14 protein-coding genes are annotated in these 20,798 nt (G+C 66.4%); 1 reads left to right on the top strand and 13 read right to left on the bottom strand.

Translation table 11 applies throughout. The annotated features are described in order from the left end of the window. Positions 1-2: 2 nt before the first annotated feature. From J5M71_RS10570 to J5M71_RS10510, 13 genes are all read right to left on the bottom strand, one after another. Positions 3-3,713, bottom strand: a complete 3,711-nt coding sequence (locus J5M71_RS10570) for a hypothetical protein (protein WP_207832062.1) — start codon at positions 3,711-3,713, stop codon at positions 3-5. Beyond that, on the bottom strand, positions 3,710-4,567 hold the full coding sequence (locus J5M71_RS10565; RefSeq protein ID WP_207832060.1) for a hypothetical protein: 858 nt from the start codon (positions 4,565-4,567) through the stop codon (positions 3,710-3,712). Before J5M71_RS10565 ends, J5M71_RS10570 begins: the two co-directional genes overlap by 4 nt. Next, a complete protein-coding gene (locus tag J5M71_RS10560; RefSeq protein WP_207832058.1) occupies positions 4,564-6,069 on the bottom strand; it encodes a hypothetical protein in 1,506 nt (501 codons plus the stop codon). Before J5M71_RS10560 ends, J5M71_RS10565 begins: the two co-directional genes overlap by 4 nt. Further along, on the bottom strand, positions 6,066-10,604 hold the full coding sequence (locus J5M71_RS10555; RefSeq protein WP_207832056.1) for a DUF6603 domain-containing protein: 4,539 nt from the start codon (positions 10,602-10,604) through the stop codon (positions 6,066-6,068). The genes J5M71_RS10560 and J5M71_RS10555 overlap by 4 nt, the downstream gene beginning before the upstream one ends. 32 nt (positions 10,605-10,636) lie before the next feature. After that, positions 10,637-12,793, bottom strand: coding sequence for an MBL fold metallo-hydrolase (locus tag J5M71_RS10550; protein ID WP_207832055.1), 2,157 nt, complete (start codon positions 12,791-12,793; stop codon positions 10,637-10,639). A 3-nt stretch (positions 12,794-12,796) separates the two neighbouring features. Further along, positions 12,797-13,060, bottom strand: coding sequence for a phosphopantetheine-binding protein (locus tag J5M71_RS10545; protein WP_172827549.1), 264 nt, complete (start codon positions 13,058-13,060; stop codon positions 12,797-12,799). 14 nt (positions 13,061-13,074) lie between these two features. After that, positions 13,075-13,815, bottom strand: coding sequence for an SDR family oxidoreductase (locus tag J5M71_RS10540; RefSeq protein WP_207832054.1), 741 nt, complete (start codon positions 13,813-13,815; stop codon positions 13,075-13,077). After that, the gene (locus J5M71_RS10535) at positions 13,812-15,104 is read right to left on the bottom strand and encodes a beta-ketoacyl-[acyl-carrier-protein] synthase family protein (RefSeq protein WP_207832052.1); all 1,293 of its coding nucleotides are present in this window, start codon (positions 15,102-15,104) and stop codon (positions 13,812-13,814) included. Before J5M71_RS10535 ends, J5M71_RS10540 begins: the two co-directional genes overlap by 4 nt. Then, the gene (locus tag J5M71_RS10530) at positions 15,097-15,621 is read right to left on the bottom strand and encodes a 3-hydroxyacyl-ACP dehydratase FabZ family protein (protein ID WP_207832050.1); all 525 of its coding nucleotides are present in this window, start codon (positions 15,619-15,621) and stop codon (positions 15,097-15,099) included. Before J5M71_RS10530 ends, J5M71_RS10535 begins: the two co-directional genes overlap by 8 nt. 1 nt (position 15,622) lies before the next feature. Then, a complete protein-coding gene (locus tag J5M71_RS10525; RefSeq protein ID WP_207832048.1) occupies positions 15,623-16,240 on the bottom strand; it encodes a hypothetical protein in 618 nt (205 codons plus the stop codon). A 13-nt stretch (positions 16,241-16,253) separates the two neighbouring features. Continuing rightward, positions 16,254-16,628 carry a hypothetical protein gene (locus J5M71_RS10520; RefSeq protein WP_207832046.1) on the bottom strand — a complete coding sequence of 125 codons (375 nt, stop codon included), beginning with the start codon at positions 16,626-16,628 and terminating at the stop codon, positions 16,254-16,256. Between the two features lie 36 nt (positions 16,629-16,664). After that, positions 16,665-18,323 carry a M64 family metallopeptidase gene (locus tag J5M71_RS10515; RefSeq protein ID WP_207832044.1) on the bottom strand — a complete coding sequence of 553 codons (1,659 nt, stop codon included), beginning with the start codon at positions 18,321-18,323 and terminating at the stop codon, positions 16,665-16,667. Between the two features lie 199 nt (positions 18,324-18,522). Continuing rightward, positions 18,523-19,509 carry an AraC family transcriptional regulator gene (locus tag J5M71_RS10510; RefSeq protein ID WP_243434155.1) on the bottom strand — a complete coding sequence of 329 codons (987 nt, stop codon included), beginning with the start codon at positions 19,507-19,509 and terminating at the stop codon, positions 18,523-18,525. A 221-nt stretch (positions 19,510-19,730) separates the two neighbouring features. Here J5M71_RS10510 and J5M71_RS10505 point away from each other — a divergent pair, with 221 nt between their 5' ends. Beyond that, entirely contained in the window at positions 19,731-20,759 is a 1,029-nt protein-coding gene (locus J5M71_RS10505; RefSeq protein WP_207832124.1) for an alpha/beta hydrolase, read from the top strand. The last annotated feature ends 39 nt before the right edge of the window (positions 20,760-20,798 follow it).

The raw sequence follows: 20,798 nt of genomic DNA, 5'->3' as shown, positions 1-20,798 counted from the left end.
GGTCACTCCCTACCGTTTTCGCGGACCAGCCGCAGCCAGCCTTCTTCGATGCGTTGCGGGGACGCCAGGGTCGCGGTGGGCACCGCCGAGCCGGGCGCGAGGTTGCTCCAGCCGGTGGCGCCCGGGTTACGCGTCACCCATTCCCAGATGAACCCGTTTTCCTGCGGCACCGGTACCGGCATCACCGTGCCGGCGCCGACCATCGGCGTGGTCAGGAAGGTCACCGCGATCGCGTCCAGTGCGGGCTGCCACTGGGCGCGGGGGATGCAGATGGTCTTCACCGGGACGATGCCGGCGGTGGCGTTCACCGAGCCGTGAGGGTCGATGAGCAGGGTCAGGGCCAGGCCGTCGCCGCTGTCGGAGGCGGGTACGGGGCTCAGTGAGGTCTTGTTCACATCTACTGGCACCACGCCATTGCCTCCGCTGGCCGCTGGCGAGTAGAAGGTGGTCCATTGGTCGGCGCTGCCGTCCTCTACGAAGTAGCCCACCAAGCCATCGTCATACACCCCGAGGTCGCCCAGGCGCACCGGGAATTTCACGTTGCCGATGCCGGCGTTGGGCCGCGGCTGGCCGGGGCTCAGGCCGACGCTGGCGGCGAAGGCCGGCCAGCTGTTGTCGGCGGCGGGCTGGCCTTGCAGTTCCAGGCGCAGGGCAGCACGGACCACCGCCAATGGCCGGCCGATCAGCACGCTCAGGCTCGGGTCGGCAGTCGGCGCGGCCGGGCCGCTGGCTCCGCTGGCCTGGTCGAGGGTGGCGAGCAGGGCCTGGAGGAAGCCCAGGCCCTGCGGTTGGTTGTGGAGGGCACGGATGAAGTTGGCCAGGTACGGGTTGATCGAGGCCATTACCTGGTCGAACGGCCGGGACCAGTTGGCGCTACCTGGCGCACCCTGCCAGCGCGGGCCGAGGGTATTCAGCGAGCCGATCGGCAAGCCGTCGGCGTCATACACACTGAGGTTGTCGTCAAGGTGGTTGAAAAGCACCCAGCCGCAGATCGGCGCCGGCCCCTGGTCGGAACACTCGGCCTGGCCATCCTCGGCGCTGAGCCAGCGGAATTGCAGGCGCGCCGGCTGGGTCAGGCGCGGCGGCAGGACAATCTTGCCGTTGTCGACCACCTCGCCACCGGCCAGGCGCTGCTTGAGGCGCTGGGCGATGATCGGCGTCGGCTTCGGCAAATCCACCGCCTGGCCGTAAGCGTCCACCAGGCGCAGGCGGTTGATTCGCAGTTCGCCGCAGCGCAGCGGGTTGAAGCCGTTGTTCGGCGCCGGTGAGGCGACGTTGAAGCCGTCGATCGCCGGGGCCACCTGGGTGTTGGTGAAGTTGCGCACGATCAGCGACGGGCTCAGCGCGTCCACCACCGGCAGTTGCAGGGTCTGGCTACGCATCAGCAGGCCCTGGTTGAAGCCGGTCAGGCTCTGCGCCATGGCCTGCAGGTCGAGCTGGCCGAGGATGCCTTGCAGGACCTTGGCATTGGGGTCGTCCGGGTAGTTCTTGAGGTAGACCTCGATCTGCGATTGCAGGTTGAGTTCGGTGCGACCGGCCAGGGTCAGGGTGCCGGAATAGGTCTGGAAGGCAGGATCGGGTGTCAGCCCGGCGACGGCGTCGAAGTCCAGGCCGTCCGGATCAAGGGTGAAGGAGCCGGTCACCGCGTCGGCGGCATAGTCGGCCCCGCTACCGGCCAGGCCGACGCGGTGGTAGGGGTAGAACAGCACTTCCCAGTTGAGGAAGGTCGGCAGCCAGGGTTGCGACCAGCTGCTCAGGCCCACCGGTGACGGTGCGTTGCCGACCAGGGCCACCGCCGCATTGGCGGCACCGCTGCGGGCGTCGGCCGCCAGCAGGTGCTGGTCCCGGGCGGCGCGCTGGGCGCTGGCGATCTGTTCTGCGAGGGTGTCGCTGTTGATCGCGGCCAGGCGCTGCGCGCCGTTGCCTTGGGTGAACTGCCGGGCCAGGTCCGGGGCGCGTAGCGGGTCGAGGGTCAGTGATTCGGCCAGTAGCGCGCCGAGTTCCGGCGGATAACTGGCGCCCGCCGGTGCGCTGGCCAGCGTCACATCCGGGGTGAACAGAGCGCCATGCACCCGCAGCCCGCTGACCAACTGGTTGCCGCTCCGGCAACCGAGCAGGCCCTGGGCATGGAAGCGACCATCGCCGCCATGCCGTGCCGAGGCCTGGGTGGTGGGTCGTCCGGCCAGCAGGATCACCGGGTCGGCCGGCTGCCAGAAGCGCGCCGCCGAGGACGGTTTGATTTCCCAGCCGGTGCCGAGGGTCTTCTGCAGGGCAGCCAGGGCGCTGTCGATCCGGGTTTGCAGGGTAGCGATGCTGCCGCTGCTGGTCTTGCTGCCCGCCAGCGCGCTCACCGCCGACAGGTCGTAGGTCTTGATGAAGGCGCGGGCCTGGTCGGCGGTGAGCGCAGTCGGGTTTGCCTTGTTGAACTGCAGGAGCATGAACTTGGCCCAGTCGACGAACAGCTGCTGGCGCAGGGCATCAAGGTCGGCGCTCTGGCCGTCGAGGCTGCGCTGCAGGCGGTTGACCTGCTCCAACTGCTCCACGGCATCATCCGGCAACTGACCGTTGCCCGCGGACGGATCGGCGCCAGGCGCGGTGACCTGGCGTGCCAGCCACACAGTGCCGCCGGGGTAGGCGGCGAAGCCGGCCTGATGCACCGCCTCGTCGGCCGCAGCGGCGCCACCGACCTTGCCCAGCTCGTGGAGTAGCCCCTGCTGGAAAACGTTGAGCAGGGTTTCCAGGTCGGCCACCTCGGGGTTGCGCGCCTGGATCAGCGCCGCCACCGCCTCGGCGGTGTTGTCGGCGATGACCACGTCGATGCCGTCGGCGCTCGGCGGGGTCAGCCAGGCTCGTTGTGGATCCCAGGTCAGGCCGCTCAGCAGGCCGTTGCACACGGTACGGTTGGGCACGTCGGGGCTACCGCTGAGCGCCCATTCCAGGGTCTGGGCGATATAGGCCTGGCGCGCCTCCACGGTGGTGGCGCTGGCCGGATAGACCAGGGTCGCCAGCGGGTCGCTGGCACTGTTGGCGTACCAGCCCACCACCGAGTAGGACAGCAGCGTCTCGGCGGTGAAGGCCTTGGCGTCGTCATCGTCCAGCGGGTCCCAGAACGAGAACACGTTGGGGCAGTTCGGATACGCCGCGGCATAGGCCGGGGTGCCGTAGCCCACGGTGGTGTTACTGCTGGCATAGGTGCCGCCGTTGCGCCCGGCCCAGTCGGCCTGGCGGTAGACCCGCCCCTGGAACAGGAACGGCTGGCTGGCCCCGGTCAGGTCCGGGGTCACCGGCACTGCCCGCGAATAGATATTCTGCGGCAGGGTCTGGTCCTGCACCTGCTGCAACTGGTCGCTCTCGATCACCCAGGCGGTCTGCACCGTGCTGCCGTCGGCGTTGCCGCCGGCGAAACGGGTCACCAGCCACAGGTTCGGTGCCTGCAGGAAGGCCACCTTGCCACCGTCGGTACGGCCACGAGCGAGGCTGTCGGGCAGCGCCCAGTGCAGGTGGATACCGGGCTGCATGGCGTCCTGGCTGTCGACCGCGTCGAATGGCTTGGGCAACAGGTTCTGCGCCAGGTAGGGGCCCACCGCCTGGGTCGTCGGCATCAGGGCGAAGTTGCTGGCCACCGCGGCGAAACCATTGACCGCGCTGGCGTCTGGTTTGCCGATGACCAGGGCGGTGACATCGATGGGGACGATCAGACCGCTGTCGCTCATGCCGAAACCTCCTTGTCTTGATTGCTGAAGCGCACGGTCTGCACGCCCTCCACCAGCTCCAGGGCGAACTCCGCCGGGGTGAACGGACGCTGGGTACCGTCCGGGGCGAGGTTGGCGTTGCTGGTCACCAGCTGCGCCTGCAGGCTCTTCGCCAGGTCGGCGATCTTCAGCACGCGCTTGCCACCACCGGCGGCGCGATAGCCGACGGCGACGCTGGCGCCATCGATCTGGTCGCCGGGACGGGTGTTGGCCGGTGCAGTCTTGGGCACGGTGACATAGCGCAGCGACTTGCTCGCCTGGCCGATATCGACGCCGAAGTGCATGGCCTCGGACGGCTCGCCGATATCGACATGGCTGATCTGCCCGGTGGTCATGAACAGCAGCACGGTGGGCGCCAGCACCTGCTGGCGCAGCACGCCGTCGAGCAGCGTGCCGTTGGCGTCGTAGGCGCGCACCTCGATGCCCGGCCAGCCGCTGACCACGTTGGAGCGCAGGACGAAGCCGCTGACCGTGGTCGCCGGCGAAACCGCCGCGTACAGGCGCGCCACCAGCTCGGCGTCGATGGCGGCGTCGAAGGTGCAGGAGCGGCCGATGCTGGTGGCGCCTTCGAGCAGGGCATTGATCCAGTTCGGGTCGAGGACGAAGAAGCGGATCGACTCCACCGGCAGCATGGCCTCGTCCGGCACCAGGTAGCCGAAGGGCAGGCCCTTGAGAGCAGCGAGGCTGCCCAGCCACTGGGTGAGCTCGCCGGGTACCGGGTCGCTGCTGTTGGCGCGCAGGAGGCCAGCCTGTGGCTCGGCGACCATGGCCTGCAGGTTGAGGAACTGACTGTTGCGCTGGGCGAGCCGGGTCATTCTGCGGTCTCCGACGAGCTGGAAGAGTGGGCGCACTGGGCGGCCAGGGATTCTGCGATCAGGCCGATGGCCAGGCCGCGCAGGCCGGGCTGGCTGGTAGGTGCGGCACTCAGTGCGCGCAACGCCGAGTTCGGCGTCACCGAGGCTCGCAGGCGCAGGCTGAGAACCTGGGTTTCGCTGTTTTGCGCCACCTTGCGCGCTTCGCTGCGTTTCCACGCATAGAGAGTGCTGGCGAACAGGGCGTTCTGCAGGGCCAGGCCACGGCCGATCTGCCAGGCAGCGGCGTAAGTGACGTCCATCAAGCCGCTGGCCGGGTCGAAGCGCACCGCCTGGTCGGCCACCACCAGTGGCGCGGCACCCGGTGGTGGGACGATGACTGGCGACGAGGAGAATGGCAGCAACGGGCCGCGATACCACGACACCGTGGTGTCGCCAAGGCGGGTCTGGTGGTTCATCGCCGTGTAGCCCATGGCGAAGGCGTTGCCAACGGCCTGCCCGGCGCTGCCGCTGGCGTTCGCCGGGGCGGGCAGCCGCAGCGGTGCGCAATCAACGCCTTCGAGGTAGCCGCTGAAGGTTTCCTGTGGGTCGAGGGAGGTAAACGACCAGCTTGCCAGTGACACCAGGCGAAGTTTGTCCGCCGTGCCGCCGGCGGCCAGGGTCAGCGCCGCGGCGGTTTCGCCGTCGCCGGTGGGCAGGTAGCGCGCCAGGCCTTCCAGGGAGACCAGGTGCACCACACATTTCTGGTTCGGTGCCGGCAGGCGGTTGCCCACCACCACCGAGAAGTTGCCTTCCTGCTCGCCGTCGTCCTGCGCCTGCTTCTGGGTCAGCACCACGCTGCGAGCGTGGGCCAGCCAGTCCAGTTCGTCGAGGGTCGGGGCGATGGCGGCGAACAGCTCGGCCGGCACGTCGATCACTTGGCAGGGGTCATACCACTGCTCGCCGGTGGCCAGGGTGAAGGTGGGTGCATTGCCGGCGGTGCCGAGCAGGGCGTAGCCGTCCGGGTAGCTGGCGGTGCTGGCCGGCAGGCTGCTGGGCGTCGACTTGCCAGCCTTGGCCGCCTCGGCGCTGTGCGGGAACGCCTGGCGCTGCAGGTCGCCGGCCAGCACCGATTGCAGTGGCGGCGCTTCGTCCAGTTCGAACAACAGCAGAGCCAGCCACGCGGCGTTGTCCGCCTCCAGCTCAGGCGAGCGCTCCCAGGGCAGGGTGCGACGCTTGAAGATCACGTGGGGCAGCACGTTCTGGTATTCGCCCTGGTTGTCCGGCGGCGGGAAGCGCGACACCAGCTCGCTGTCGTCGAGGCTGAAGCGCTCGCCACGCACGGCGAAATGCCGGGTGTTGACGAAGGCTTCGTCGAAGGCGGCATCGGCGGTGGCGTTCGGGTCGCTGTTCTGCAGGTGCTGGGTAACGGTGATGCTGTAGCTGCCGGCGGTCAGCGGCGGCAGCCAGTGGGCAACGAACTGTACGCTGCCGTCGCTCAACGGCGTGGAAGAGGCCTTGATCATGAACGGACGGCTCCGGAAGAGGTGGTGGGTTGGGCGCCAAGCACCGAGAGCTGGGGCGCGCTGAGCAGGGTGTTGGCAGCGTTCTGTGCCAGCAGGTCGACATTGACCTGGGTGCTCACCGTGACCCCGGCTGCGGCCAGCTGGGCCAGGATCGCGCTGCGGGCGCTGGCCACGGTGGTATTGGTCAGGGCGCTGGTGAACTGGCCCATGGCGTTGGCCTGGTCATAGCCGGTGGCGGCGGGCACGGTCGGGGCGATCCAGCCCACCACGCGGCTGGCGTCGATTTCCTTGCGCAGCACGCTCAACTGGATTGGCAGCGGGGTGACGTCGGGGTTGTCGGCCTTGGCCTTGATGCGCAGGCCGGTCATTGCGTTGGGAATGGCCCGCTGGGTCGTGTCGTTCAGGTTGCTCAGGCTTGGGTCGAGGGCGGCGTTGATGGACCAGGTCGCTGCCGGCAGGTTTTCCACCACGGCGCTGACGTCGACGCGGATGTCCTCGGCGCTCATCTCGCCGTCGAGCTTGCTGATCACCACGCTATGGCTGGACTCGAAGTAGTCGTTGTTGACTCCCACCGGGCCGACACCGAACGCCGTGTTGCTGGCCGTGATGTTCTGCGCGGCGCCGGACCCGGTGTAGCTGGCCTGCTTGCTCGGCAGGGCGCACCAGGTGGTCAGCTCGAAGCGTTCCGGGTCGAGTACCCAGTCCATGTCGTTGACGCCGGCGAGATCCTTGAGCAGGCCGTTGGCGACCCGCACCAGGCACACCGAGTCGGTCTGCTGCACCGGTGTGGCGGCGCTGAGGCTGGCCGGCAGGGCGGCGAGCAGCAGGGCCCGCGGTGCGGCCTTTGGCGCGCTGCCGCCACCGGGCAGGAACGAGCTCTTGAAGTCGCTCCACTGGATCGGCTTGACCTCGTTCCTGTTACTGTCGCCGAAGTTGATGGTGATGCTGATCACGTACAGGTCGGCGGTGGCGGTGCCGGCGAATTCCGGGCCCCACAGCTGGATCTGCACGCCGACATGGACGCTGACGGTGAACGAGGTGATGCCGATGTCGACCTTGTACGAGGCGCCGAGGCTGACGCCGATGTCGGCGGCGTAGTGGAACGGCTTCCAGCCCAGCAGGAAGTCCACCCAGGCTTTGAACCAGGCGCGCAGATCGCCGCTCTGCCACACCGCCTCCAGGCTGCCGCCGGCCATCACCGCCGAGGGCACCAAGGCGAAGTACAGGCCGCCCTTGACCGTCAGCTCACGGGTGATGCTCCAGTTGAAGCCCAGCCGCGGTACGTCCGGGTACCAGTCCGGCTTGCTGAACGCCGGGTGGTAGCCGCCGAGGGAGACGACGAAGTCGCCGGCCTTGTAGCCGTAAGGGTTATCCGGGTTGTCCTTGGTCCAGGCGGCCACGGCGAAACCACCAGTGAGGTGGCAGTCGCGGGAAAGGATGAAGGAGTTGGCGGTCAGCTGCGCACCGAGGAACAGAGTGCCACGGTTGAAGTTGTAGGACGCCTTGAGCACCAGCTCGGCATAGCCGATCGGCGACGAGGTCTGCGGCGGCACCGACACCGAGGCCAGGCCGAGCAAGGCGATCTCGAACTCGTTGCCCAGCTTGCCGGCGGCAAGGATGAAGCCCTTGATCATCTGGAACGAAGCAACCCGAACGCCAAGGGCAAGGAAATAGTCGCCATAGGAAGGCGGCACGTACTCGTGCATCACCTTCAGCGCCTGCGAGGCGTCCTTGCCGGCGAACGGCGAACCGCCGTTGACCGCGGCGATCAGCGGCATCTGTTCGAGCTTGTCGAGGCCAGGGATGATCAGGTCGCGGTTGAAGCCGAAGCCTGCCGCCAGTGCATCCACCTGGAGGAAGGGCGGGCCGCCGATGGGGGCGGCAAGCACGGCGTAGGCGAACAATGACGGCGAGCCATCGAGGGAGGCGTAGGAGGCCATGGCCGAGAGCTGGAAACTCGGCACCTTGAGCATCAACTGGCCGTCGTATTCGGTGACTTCGTTGCCCTTGGCATCCTCGGTGACCACCTTGAGCAGGCCGCCGTTGATGGTTACCGAGCCGTTGTCGTAGCCGATGAACAGGCCGTCGAGAGAGGCACCGTCGGGAATCGGCGGCAGCACCGGGCGGAAGGCGATGGCCGCGCCGATCAGGTCGATCTCGATGCCGCCCATGGCGAAACCGCCGTCGAGCATCAACCACACGCGCTGCTCGCGGTAGGCCACGCCGACCCGGCTGAGGCTGATCGGGCCGAAGCTCTTCTGCACATTGACCCACTTGCCCTGAGCCTTGGCGGTACCGGCAGGTACCGGCGCGGTGTTTTCGTTGGCCGCCACAAGCCGTGCCTGCTTCGGCTTCGATGGCTTGGCGAAGACCAGTTGCAGCGGCTTGGCCGGCTGGTCGCCGAGCATCAGGTTGGCCGACAACACCACCCGGCCCTCGACGCTGAGCGCCGGGACCTGCGGCTGGCCCTTGGGAATCACCGCATTGACTGCGTCGACCTGGTCCTTGTCGAATACTGCAGAGGCGATCACCAGCCCCATGCCGTCCAGGCCGACCTGCTGGATCGACGCCAGCTCGTTGCCGACCACCGGCAACTGCGAGATATCTGCTTCCACGGCGATGTCCACCACTGCCGCGTAGATCCGCCCCTGTTCGCTGGGCACGCAGACCAGGCTCACCGCGACCTTCTCGGTGCTGGCGGTAAGCACCAACTGCGACTTGTTGAAGTCGTAGGTGAACGAGGCCTGATTGAGCACGGGCAGCAGTTCTGCCGGCACCCCGGAGAGGTCGATGGCGAAGGTCTGGGCCAGGTCGACCAGGGCCAGGGTCTTGCCGGCGGTGGGCACCAGCTCGGCGCGCAGCATCTTGACCTTGCTGTCCTGGGTGAAGGTGACGGCGAAGGTGGCTGCACCGATCACCACCTTGCCGTTGAAGTGACCTTCCCAGGCGGTATTGGGTTTCGACAATTCGAGGTCGACGCTGAAATCCAGCTCTGTGCCGGCGATGGGGAAGCTGCCCTCGCAGGCGAAAGTGAATTTCGAGGTGCCGGTGTCGAGGCTGACCGCCAGGTTCTGCAGCTCCAGCTCGCTGATGGCGGCGGGGCAGCTCACGTTGAATTGCCGGGTAAGGTCGTTGATCAGCTTGCCGATGGCTAGCGGCTGGCCGTACGCGGTGCTGCCGGAGATCTTCCAGCCCTTGTCGTAGGCCGCTGCGACGGCAATATCGACGCCGGCCAGGGTCAGGTTGGCGTTCATCGAGCCAGTGGTGGCGTCACTGGTTTTGACAATGTTCACATCGACGTTGTTCAGTGCCAGCGGGCCGGCGCTGAACACCTCGGTCATGCCCACGGCGAAGCTGTAGCTGCCTTCCGCCGGCACGGTGTCGAAGGCCAGCTTGGTCACCGTGGTATCGGGGAAGCCGGCGGCATCACCGAGGTACTGAATCAGCACGTTGCGGATCTTCACCGGGGTCATTGGCGACAGATTGCCGCCGAGTTGCAGCGGTGGCAGGCCGATGGACAGCAGCAGGTCGGCCGGGGCCTGGTTGAAGGTGAAGGGCAGGGTGGCGCTGACGCTGGCATTGAGCAACTGGCGCTGCTGCCAGTCAAAGGCGATCTCGACGCTGTCCAGCACCAGATTGGCCAGCGGTAGTTTGGCCACCGCGTCGCTCACCGCGGTGGCTGCGGCATCGCCTGCGATCAGCCCGGCAAGGGCGGCCAGGGCCGGCTGGCGGTTACCGTCGGCGCTGACCAGGATGGTCACCTGGCTGCTGCCATTGAGACTGACGGTCACTGTCCATGGCTGGCCGCCGATCTGCAGGCTGCCGCCTACCGTGCCGCTGAGGCGGGTGACGCTCTGGTCCATTTCGGTCTGGCTGGCGCTGGTCAGGGTCACCCAGGCGCCGGTAAGACTGGGGCCGCCCTGGACCAGAGACCAGTCGCCGCTGACCCCGGTGGTGATTGCGCAGCGTGTGTCGTCATTGCCGCCATAACTGGCGACCACCTCGATCTGCTTGAACGGCATGTCGGCGAACAGCGGCAGGTCTACCGGCAGCCAGCCGCCGAAGCGGTTGGCGAAGGCAAAGTTGCCTACCGCCAGCAGCGGCAGGCGGCTGTCCGGCGGGGTCAGGTCGAGGACCAGGGCGTTGTTGTCGTCGAGGCTGCCGCTGAAGGTCAGGCTGCTCTGGCCGAGGGTCGCGCTGGCGACGCTGCTCAGGCTGGCGCTGATGGCCTGGCCCTGGGCGCTCTGGGTGAAGGTCAGGGTCAGCTGGCAGAGGCTGGGGTTGGCGCCGAGGCCGTTGAGCGTCCACTCGCCGCTGGGCGTGCCGCTGACGCTGAAACTGGCCGGCCAGGCGCTGCCGGGGTCGCTGATGCTGGCGCTGGCCAGGGTCACGTTGCAGGCACCGAACAGACTGTCCAGGGCGCTGATACCCGTGGTTCCAGCGCCCAGGGCAAGGTTGCCGGCGGTGTCGATCTTCTGCTTGAGCTGGGCCTGCAACTGGCTCAGGTCCTGCGTAACGGCATTCATGGCGGTCATAGGGTGGTGCCTCCAGGAAAGATCGGTCCGCCTCAGGAAAGGGAGTCCTGTACGTCCTTGTTGGCTGATGCCTTGTAGTAGCTGACGGTGAACAACGGTTCGCCCCCGGTGAGGGCTTCACCCAGGGCGGCCAGTGCCGTCGACGAGTTGACCTTGACCGTGTCGAGGGCGTAATGCAGCGCCTGCCTGGCCGGGTCGAGCCGGCCATTGCCGCAGATTGCCCCGGCAATGGCGCCGGTAACCACGCCAGCCTGGGTACTGCCGCAGGCGCGGGTGATGGTCAGCCCCACCATGGCCGGGCTCGGGTTCGCAGCGGCGCGGGCGGCCAGCTTGTAGCAGTTGCCCAGGTCATAGAAGGTTTCGCCAGCGGCTTCGCAGGCTTTTTCGGCTGCGTCGAGGGCGGCGCCTGCCAATTGCATGGCCTGGGCCTGGTTGCCGGCGCCGCGCACCCGTTGTGCGGCGGTCGCGGCCTGGGTGGCCAGGGCCGCTACACGTCCGGCGCCGTTGCTGAGGATGTCCCGTGCCCGGGTGGCCTGGTCGTTCGCGGTTTGCGCGGCGACGGTGTATTCGGACAGGGGCACGTAGCGGTTGACCAACTGGTAGGCCGTGCCCAACCCGTCGATACAATCCGCCAGCGCAGCGAAGCCGGCCAGCGGACCGGGCACCGCCGCACTGGCGGTGGCGGCGGTTTGCGCGGCGCTGTCTACGCAACGGTAGACGTCGTCCATGGTGGCGGCGCGCTGGAGGGCACTGCGCTGCGCGTCGATCGCGTCCAGCCAGTCTTCCTGGTCGAGGGGTTGCACGCTCAGCCCGGCGAGGTACTCGCTATTGATTCCGCCGCTGGTCTTGCTGCGCAGTATCCACAAGGCGGTCGCCGCATCGCGCGCCTCGGTGGTGTTGGCCAGCGCCATGACCACATCCACCAGCGTGCCTTTGACCGCCGCTTCGGCAGCGGCCTTGGCGGCCACCGGGTTGGGCGTCAGGCCCACGGCCTTGGCGGCGATATCGGCAACCGCGAGCACCGCGCGCCAGGTGCTGGCCGGGAAGTTGCGGTTGGCGAAGGCCTGGGCCTCGCTGACCTTCACCAGCAGGTTGCCGGGCCGGTTGCTGGCATTCGGATCACCGGCGACGATGCCCAGGGTGACGAAGGCATTGCTCATGTTCTCGGCGCTGTCGAAGCCGGTGAAATAGGTTCGCCGTGGCCGTCCGGGCGAGGCCGGCGGCGGGGGCGGGGTGACGCCGTTGCCGCGGGGATAGCCGTTGAGCACGTCGACCGTGGCCGCAGCCGGGTGGCCGTGCTGGTTGCCCGTGCTATTGGAAACCATCACCGCCAGCGGACGCATGCGCTGGAGGAATTGTGCCGAGGTGGCGGTGTCGGCGCCATGGTGGCTGGCCTTGACTACCAGGACACGGCCTGCGGCATCGTCGTTGGGGTTGGCCAGTTGGGCGATCAGGGCTTCCTGGGGATCTTCTATATCGCCACCGATGTAGTAGCTGAACTCGCCGAAGCGTAGCAGGAAGGCCAGGCTGCAGGCGTTCTCCGCTTCGCTGACCCCCTGTGCGGCCTTGACGGGGGTGCCGTTGGGGCGCTGCACCCACTGGTTGCAGGCGATGCAGGTCAGGGTCGGTGCGCGGTCGCCGCTGAGCTGGAGGAGTTCTGCCTGAGGGCCGCTGAGCAGCCATTGCGGAGCCTGGTTGATCGCCTGGCAGACCTGGAAGGCCGTGGCACCGGCGGGAACCGCCGGGCTGCCGGTTTTGGACACCATGCTGGAGGTAATGCAGGGCTTCAGGTCTGCGGCCTGCACAGCGCGGGTCACGCGGTTGCGTTCGGGCTTGCAGTTGATCGCGGTGAGGTAGCGCAAGTACAGGTCGCTGGGCCCCTGGGCCGGCCAGCCACGGTCGTAGACACGCGCCGTGTCAAAGGTGGTCACCGCCTTCGCGAGCAATGCTGCCACCCCGCCCAGGTGGTCGCCGTCGTAGTGGGTGACGACCACGGCATCGACCTTGGCCAGCCCGGCCTTTTCGGTGATGTAGCTGTATACGTGGGGCTCGGCGTCCTTGCGCCCGCCGTCGATCAGCACCGCACGGACCCGCTGGCCCTCGGCATTTTCCGGGTTTTTCGCGACGATCAGAGTCGCGTCGCCGGCCTTCTTCACATCGATGTGGTGAATCTCCAGCGACCAGGCCATGGCTCAGGCGCTCGCGCGTGCGGCCACGGCGCCGCTCAGGGTGTCGATCAGCGCATCGATGCTAGACAGCGAATTGAGCTGTTCTACCGGCACCTTGATACGCAGTTCGCGCATGGCATCGGAGACGATGGTGATGATGTCCAGGCTGCTGGCACCGAGGTGGTCGAAGCGCAGCTGGGTATCGATCGGGCCGAGGTCGAGGAAGGCCAGGGCGGCCTCGGTATGGCGCAGGACCACTTCGCGAACCATCTCGTGGATATCGTGCATAGCGTCGCTCCTTGTCATGGCACCCAGTTCAGCCCACCGGTGAGGTGGATGGCCTGGCCGTTGATGAAAGCGGCCCCGTCGCAGGCCAGGTACAGGACGGCCTGGGCCACGTCGTCTGGCGTGCCGAGGCGGCCGCTCGGGCACTGCCCGAGCCAGTGTTCGAAGGTTTTGGGCGCCGCTGTCTCGCGGCTCATGTCGGTGTCCACCAGGCCCAGCACCAAGGCGTTGGCGGTGATGCCGCGGCGCCCGTATTCGCGCGCCAGGGTAGCGGCCATGGCGATCAGCCCGGCCTTGGACACGTTGTAGGCGAGCTGCCCGCTCATGCCGTACGCGGCCACCGAGGAGAGCAGCACGATGCGCCCGCGGCGGCGGGCGATAAAGCCCGGCAGCAGGGTTCGGCACAGGCGGAAGTTGCCGTCCAGGTTGACTTCCATCACCGCCCGCCAGTCGGCGTCAGGCAGTGACACGGCAAGGCTTGGGCGGTTGATCGCGGCATTGCCCACGAGCACGTCGATGCCGTCCAGCAATTGGTCGGCCTCTTCGCAGACGGCATCGATGGCTGCTCCATCGGCCATGTCCAGACGCAGGGCCAGGCAACGCCGCTGCGGGGCTATTTCCTTCGCGTGGCGCTGCAGCGCGGTGGCGGCAGCGGCGTCCTGGTTCCAGGTGAAGGCGACATCATGGCCGGCCAGCAGCGCCTGTTCGACGATGCGTCGGCCGATGCCGCGGCTGCCGCCGGTGACAAGGAAATTCATGGACGGGGCTCCCAGCGACCCAGGATCGCCACACAGTTGTTGCCGCCGAAGCCGAACGCGTTCTTCAGCAGGTAGCGCACCGGATGCGCCACCGCGCCGGCGGCGCAGACATCGAAGTCGAGTTCCGGGTCGGGGTCGTCGAGGTTGATGGTCGGGTGCAGCTGACCGGCGCGCATCTGCGCGATGGCCGCTACCAGCTCCACCAGCGGTGCCGACCAGCAGGTATGGCCGAGCATGGATTTCGGTGCATTGACCTTGAGCCGGTCCAGGTGCGCGCCGAACACCCGGCGGATCGAGCGGGCTTCGGTAAGGTCGCCCAGCGGCGTCGAGGTAGCGTGGGCACAGATGAAATCGATATCGCCGGGCTGCAGGCGGGCTTCGCGCAGGGCAGCCTGGATGGTGCGGGTCTGGCCATCTTCCTGCGGGCTTGGCTGGCGACTGGCATCGGAGCGGGCGGCCACGGCGAGGACTTCGCACAGCGGCTCGGCGCCGCGGGCCTGGGCGAGGTCGGCACGTTCGAGTACCAGGCAAGCGCCGCCGTGGGCCGGGACGAAGCCTTCGCGGCGGCGGTCGAAAGGCCGGCTTGCCTGTTCCGGGTGATCGTTGAAGGAGCGCTGGCTGACCGCCTGCATCAGGGCCAGGGCGTGCAGCTCCAGCGGCGAGTAATCGAGCACTGGAGCCAGCACCACGACCCGTTGGGCATCGCCGAAACGGATCTCATTGAACGCCGCGCGCAGCGCCAGGGCGCCGCTGGCGCAAGCCCCGCCGACGCTGTAGCCGGGGCCGCGGATGCCGAGGACTTCCGAAGCCACCGCGGCATGGTCGGTGTCCAGCCCGGCGAGGCCGAACTGAACGTCGATATGGTCGGGGTCCTGCTCGAACTGGCGGAAATTGTTGTAGTAATAGTTCTGGCCGATGTTGTGGCCGCCGACGATGATCGCGGTTTCGCCGTCATCACCCGCAGGCAGGTCGAACAGCCCGGCGTCCTGCCAGGCGCGCCCGGCCATCAGCACCGACAGCGCGGTGGACCAGGGCAGGCGGTTGCTCGCCCGGCGCAGGCGCAGGCGCGGTGCATCCGTGAGGCTGTCGGCCAGGGCGCAGAGGCGCGGGCGCGGATCGAAGCCTTCCAGGCTACCACCAACCTTGGTCGCGATCTGGCGGTCGAAGCTGCTCCAGCGACGAATGCCAGAGCGCCCGGCCAACAGGTTGTCGAGCAGGCTACCGGGGTCCTCGCCGAGGGCTGTAAGTACCGACATCCCTGTCACTACCACATGGGGCGTTTCAGACATGACATCCCTCCATCACTACCACGCTGCGCACAGCGCCGGCGACGCTGATACGCCCGCCGAAGATCGCCAGCATGCCGTTGTCGTCGAGCATTCCTACCTCGATGTCCATGATGTCGCCAGGGCGTACCTGGCCAAGAAACTGGGCGCCGAACACCCGCGTGGCGAGGATCTCCAGCGGTTGCGCCGGGCAGCCCCGGGCCATGTGCAGCAGGCACTGGCCGGCCTGGGCGATGGCTTCTCCCTGGAGCGCACCGGGGTAGATCGGGTTGCCGGGAAAATGCCCGCCGAGCACCGGATCCTCGGGATCGACGCGGCGTTGTGCGTGCAGCACATGGTTGTCCGGGTCCCAGGCCAGGACGCGGTCTATCAGCAGGAACGGCGACCGGTGTGGCAGCATCTGTTCCAGGGGCGGAAAGGCAACCGCGGCGGAGGATCCCGCCGTGGCTTGCAGCAGTGGACCACGACGCAGCCGAGCGAGTGCGGCTGCGACGTCCAGGGCGGCGCTGGTGCTGGCCATGTCAGGCCGCCCGGGCCTTAGTCACGGCCACGGCGTTGTCCAGCACCCATTGCAGGGCGGCGTCGGCTTCCACCTTGGGCACCGCAGCCACCGCGCAGGAGGCTGCGTTGCGGCAGGCAATGCCGTAGTGCTCGTAGCCGGCGAACCACACAGCTTCATAGGCGGCGACGGTGTGTAGCGGCGTACCGCTACTGCCACTGCGCAACCCCTGGCTAAGGGGCTCCATCAACGCCTTGACCGCACCGCGATAGCCCTCGACCTGTTGCCGGATATTGGCGTTGAGGGCAACGCCACGTGGCAGACTGCGGGTCTCCACCAAGGCTTGTTCATAGGCGTTGATAGTGCTGCTTACGAAGTGGTTGCTTCCTACTACCGGGTCGCTGCTGGCTGCGTGTTTGGCGAAAGCCAGCGACAGTTCGCGGAATTCCGTTTCGCTGAAGAACTCGTCCTGCAGGGCGAGATACACCTTCACCGGCAGCGGGATCGGCAGAGTCGCCAGGATCTCCAGGGGCAGTTCGGTGGCACTGTACTGGGCGAACATCTCGCGGATCTTCGCCTCGGGGAAATCGTCGCAACGGGCAAGCTGGATCACCCGGTCCACGGACATTGTGTAGCTCATGACGGGCTTCCTTTCAGGTGTTGGACAGGGTGTAGGCGACGGTGATGGTGTCGCCGGCTGTGGGGAAGGTCTTGTTGTAGTTGTATGACGAAGCTGTGCCACCGACGCCGAGGATGTTCGCGGAGTTGGTACCGTTCATGTTGAACTGCAGGATGAACTGGGTGCCATCGTCGGCCTGGTAGGTGACCTTGCCGTCCGGCGTCTGGCCGTTGGCGACAAACACGGTGGTCGCATTGCTGCCGGCCGCCACCGAGGTCGGCGGGGTGGTCGTCCAGTTGGCGCCGTTGAGGCTGTACTGGGTGCTGACCAGCACCAGCCGTTGCGAGGTGGTGAGGGTACCGGTGCAGGTACGGTTGGGGGTTGGACTGCTGCCGCCGCCACTACTCATAAGCGTTCTCCATGATGGCTTTGCCGTGTGGGTGGGTCAGGATGCCGCGGCCAGAAGCGTGCCGGACAGGAAGCCCGCAGAAACACGGCTGACCGTGTTCGGCAGGGCGGAAAGAGTGGTGGCGGCGCTGGGCCAGTTCACGGCATTGCGCGTCGCGCCCATCGGCCCCTTGGCCGTGGCGGCAGCGAGGAACACATAGGCCTCGTCGCGGACCGCGCAGTTGAGATCGAGGGCTGGGGTCAGGCCGCTGCTGGCGACGTTCTCCACCCCTTGCCAGGCGCGGGCGGCGTTGACCTTGGCATGCTTGAGAGTGCTGCCCTGGGCGGCGAAGAGGTGAACGAACTGGCCCTGCACTGCGGCGCCGGCGCTGATGCAGTCGATCGTCGAGCCGGCGTCAAGGCCTAGGCGCGTGCTGACCTCGCTCCAACCGCTGTCCCAGACCTGGGCGCCATTGCGTACGCTAAGCCAGATGCCTTTGCTGCCGGAGGCAAAGACGAATAGCTGGCCGTTGATGACCGCGCAGGCCACCCGAGTGCAGCCGGCCGGCAGGCCGCTTGAGGGAATCGCGCTGAAGCCGCTCCACGCCGCACCGGCCGCCTGGCTGGCCAGCCATACCTGGTTGCCGGACAGGGCCGCGACCACTACCACGCTGCCGGCCAGGGTGGCGGCGATGTCGCCGACCTGGCCGACGTTGGCGGTGCTCAGGGGCATTGGTTGCTGGCTTTCCCAGTTGCCGACCACGGTGGCCGAGTTGTGCCCGATGACTCCGTTGGCCAAGGTGAAGACGAAGAGCCGGCTGGCCAGGCTGGTGGTGGCCAGCGCCTGGATCGGCGAAGGCTGCACCGGCGGTGATACGGCCTTCACGGCCGACCAGGTGCCGACGCCGTTCTGGCTGGCCAGCCAGGACAGTCCGGTGGTTTGGTGGTAGGGCGCGAAAGCCTTCAGCAACTCGTGGTAGCAGACCAGGCAGAAGCCGGCGGCGGGATCGCGCATCAGGCAGTTCTGGCTGGGCCGGTAGATGCCCTTGAGATAATTGCCGCCGCCTTCGAAGGCGCCGATCATCCAAGGTTGCCAGCCGCTGGCCGACACATCGGAGGGCAGGGCACTGAAGCCGGGCGTCAGATACTGCTTCCACTTCAGCGAGGCGGCGTTGAGGTTGGTGGTGAGGTTGGGGCTGCTGGGCTCGATGTCCGGGTAGCTGCCGGACTGGGTGGAGTACTCGACGCCGAGTCCGGCCACCAGTTGGGCGATGGCCCGGGCCAGCAGGGCAACGTTGCCGCTGTCCAGGGTCAGGGTGCACAGGCTGCCGCCGAAGCTGCCGCCGGCGCTGCTGGTGTTGGCGATGACCACGGCCAGGTGCCAGGTAAGGCCGGCAGCGGTCAGGGCAGCGCTGACTTTCGTCGGGTCGGCGCTCAGGTTGCTGGCCGAGGCGCCGCAGCTGGCAGTGCCCAAGGCGCTGTTCGGCGACATGCCGGACTGGCTGGAAACGGTGTCGAGCTGGTAGACGTTGATAGCATCCTGCAGGCGCCAGGAAATCGGCACGATGCCGTTGAGGCCGCTGATCAGCGTGGTGACGGCCTGGTGGAAGGCCTCGAGTTGGCTGGAGGTGAAGCCGTCGCCGGTGATGGCGATGAGAAAGCGTTTTCCGTCGATACCGTTGTCGACGATTTTCGAGCACGAAGCAGCAGCATCCATCAGAAAAGCCCTCATCCCTAAGGTCAAAATTCTTACTGGAAAACGCAAACTGATCTTACTTCACTCGTGGCATATTGCTATAGGTTTTTCCTGGTCGTCAATACGTAAGCGTAAGATGAATCCCCGATCCTCCCCAAATCCAGTCCCTCGAAGACATGGTGCTGATGGATGATGCCGAGCTGGGCATGATCAGCTGATTTCACGTTATTGATGGGGGCACACGAAGCGTGCCGCTCTTTGCAATGGGAAGGCGGGCGTCCTGTTCGATTCTTTCTGCGCCCTGGCGTAATTCCGAGATATCGCGCTTTGGTGGCGTGCCGAATTGTCGCCCATATTCGCGACTGAACTGCGAGGGGCTTTCATAGCCAACCTTGAAGGCTGCAGTGGCGGCGTCCAGGTGTTCATTGAGCATCAGCCGTTTTGCCTCGTTCAACCTCAACCATTTCTGATACTGCAGCGGGCTCATCGCGGTGAGCTGGCGGAAGTGCTGATGGAAGGTCGAGAGCCCCATCTGCACCCGAGAGGCCAACTCATCTACCCGCAGCGGCGCGGCGTAGTTCAGCTTCAGCCAGTCGATGGCCTTGGCGATTCGATGCCCCTTGCTACCGATGGAGGCGATGGACCGGAGCAGGGGGGCCTGGTCGCTCAGCAGCAACCGATAGTGGATTTCTCGCTGAATCAGGGGCCAGAGCACGGGTATCGCATCAGGTTCCTCCAAAAGCTCGATCAGTCGGCTGAAGCTCTCCAGCAGCTTCGGGCCCAGCACACCGACGCCGGCGCTTGTGTGCACAGACTCACCGCTCACCGTAAGACGGCCATCTTGCGCGATCAACTCTGCCAGTGTGCGCAGGTCGAGCTTGAACACCAGGCCCAGGCACGGTGCACCTTCGCTGGCCATCGTCACTGCCGAATGGGCAGGGATGTTCAGCGAGGTGACCAGGAAGCGGGTCGTGTCATAGGGGAACACGTCGCTGCCGATGACCATTTCCTTGGCACCCTGCACAACCAGCACGATGCTCGGCTCGACGATGCAGGTGATCGGTGGGGCTGGTGTGTTACGCCGGTAGACGCTGAGGTCTGCGATGCGTGTCGCGAAATCGCCAGCCGTTGGCGCGTGGGCGCCGATGACCTTGTATAGCGTGGCCATCGGGTGCGTGAGCAAGGGCGGTTGTGTGGTGGCGGACATAGGAAGCCTCCGATCATCTTGTGGAAAACACTACTCGCGCGTCCGTTCAGGTGTCCATGCCCGGGCGGCATGGTCTGGAGATTCAGGCAAGAAAACCACTCGTTTGATCTACTGATACGCCGTTTTAACCGCGGAAGATGGGCGGCAGGCGAGGTGGCCAGAGTGCTTTGCAGCGACTGCCCCTCGCACCACTTCCATTTCGAGCAGACAGGAAAATGTGCATGAAGTCTTTGTTCGTTGCGTTTGCCCTGATGGCCAGTTCATTCACTGCGGGAGCCGCCGATATGTCCCATGGGGCCAACAATTTCTACAAGAGTGAGCAGGTATCACTCGAACGCGTTTCCTTCAAGAACCAGTTTCAGTTGAACACGGTCGGAAACCTGTTCGTTCCCAAGAACCTGAACCGCAATACCCGTTATCCCGCCATTATCGTCGGCCACCCGATGGGGGCGGTGAAGGAACAAAGCTCGAATCTCTACGCCCAGAAACTGGCAGAGCAGGGGTTCGTCACCCTGGCTATCGACTTGTCGTTCTGGGGCGAAAGCGAGGGGCGTCCGCGCAACCTGGTATCGCCGGACATCTACGCGGAAGACTTCAGTGCGGCGGTCGACTATCTCGGTGCCCAAGCCTTCGTCGATCGCAACCGTATCGGTGTGCTGGGCATTTGCGGCAGCGGCAGTTTCGCTATCAGCGCAGCCAAGATCGACCCTCGAATGAAAGCCATTGCCACGGTCAGCATGTATGACATGGGCGCCGCCAATCGCAATGGACTCAAGCATGGTGTAACGCTGGAGCAGCGCAAACAGGCTATAGCCGAAGCGGCTGCACAGCGGGATGTGGAGTTTGCCGGCGGGGATACCAGGTACACCAGCGGCACGGTTGATCGGCTGACCGAGCATTCCAACGCCATCGAGCGGGAGTTCTACGATTTTTACCGTACACCTCGGGGTGAGTTCACTCCCAAGGGCCTGCCGCCACTGCTGACAACGCACCCAACCCTGACCAGCAACGTCAGGTTCATGAACTTCTACCCGTTCAATGATATCGAGACGATTTCGCCACGCCCGATGCTATTCATTGCAGGAGAGAACGCGCACTCGCGTGAGTTCAGCGAAGAGGCGTATCGCCTTGCCGGCGAACCCAAGGCGCTGGTGATCGTGCCTGGCGCCGGTCATGTCGACCTCTATGATCGCGTCGAATTGATTCCCTTTGGCAAGCTGACCGCTTTCTTCCGCGAAAACCTCAAGTAACCCCTGCTTTCAGCCCGGCAGGCTCGGCTTGGGCATCTG

Origin of the sequence: Pseudomonas sp. 43(2021) (assembly GCF_017490805.1) — a bacterium.
Taxonomy (GTDB): domain Bacteria; phylum Pseudomonadota; class Gammaproteobacteria; order Pseudomonadales; family Pseudomonadaceae; genus Aquipseudomonas.
Note: the sequence above shows the minus strand (reverse complement) of the source record. Positions and strands in the feature narration are given on the sequence as shown.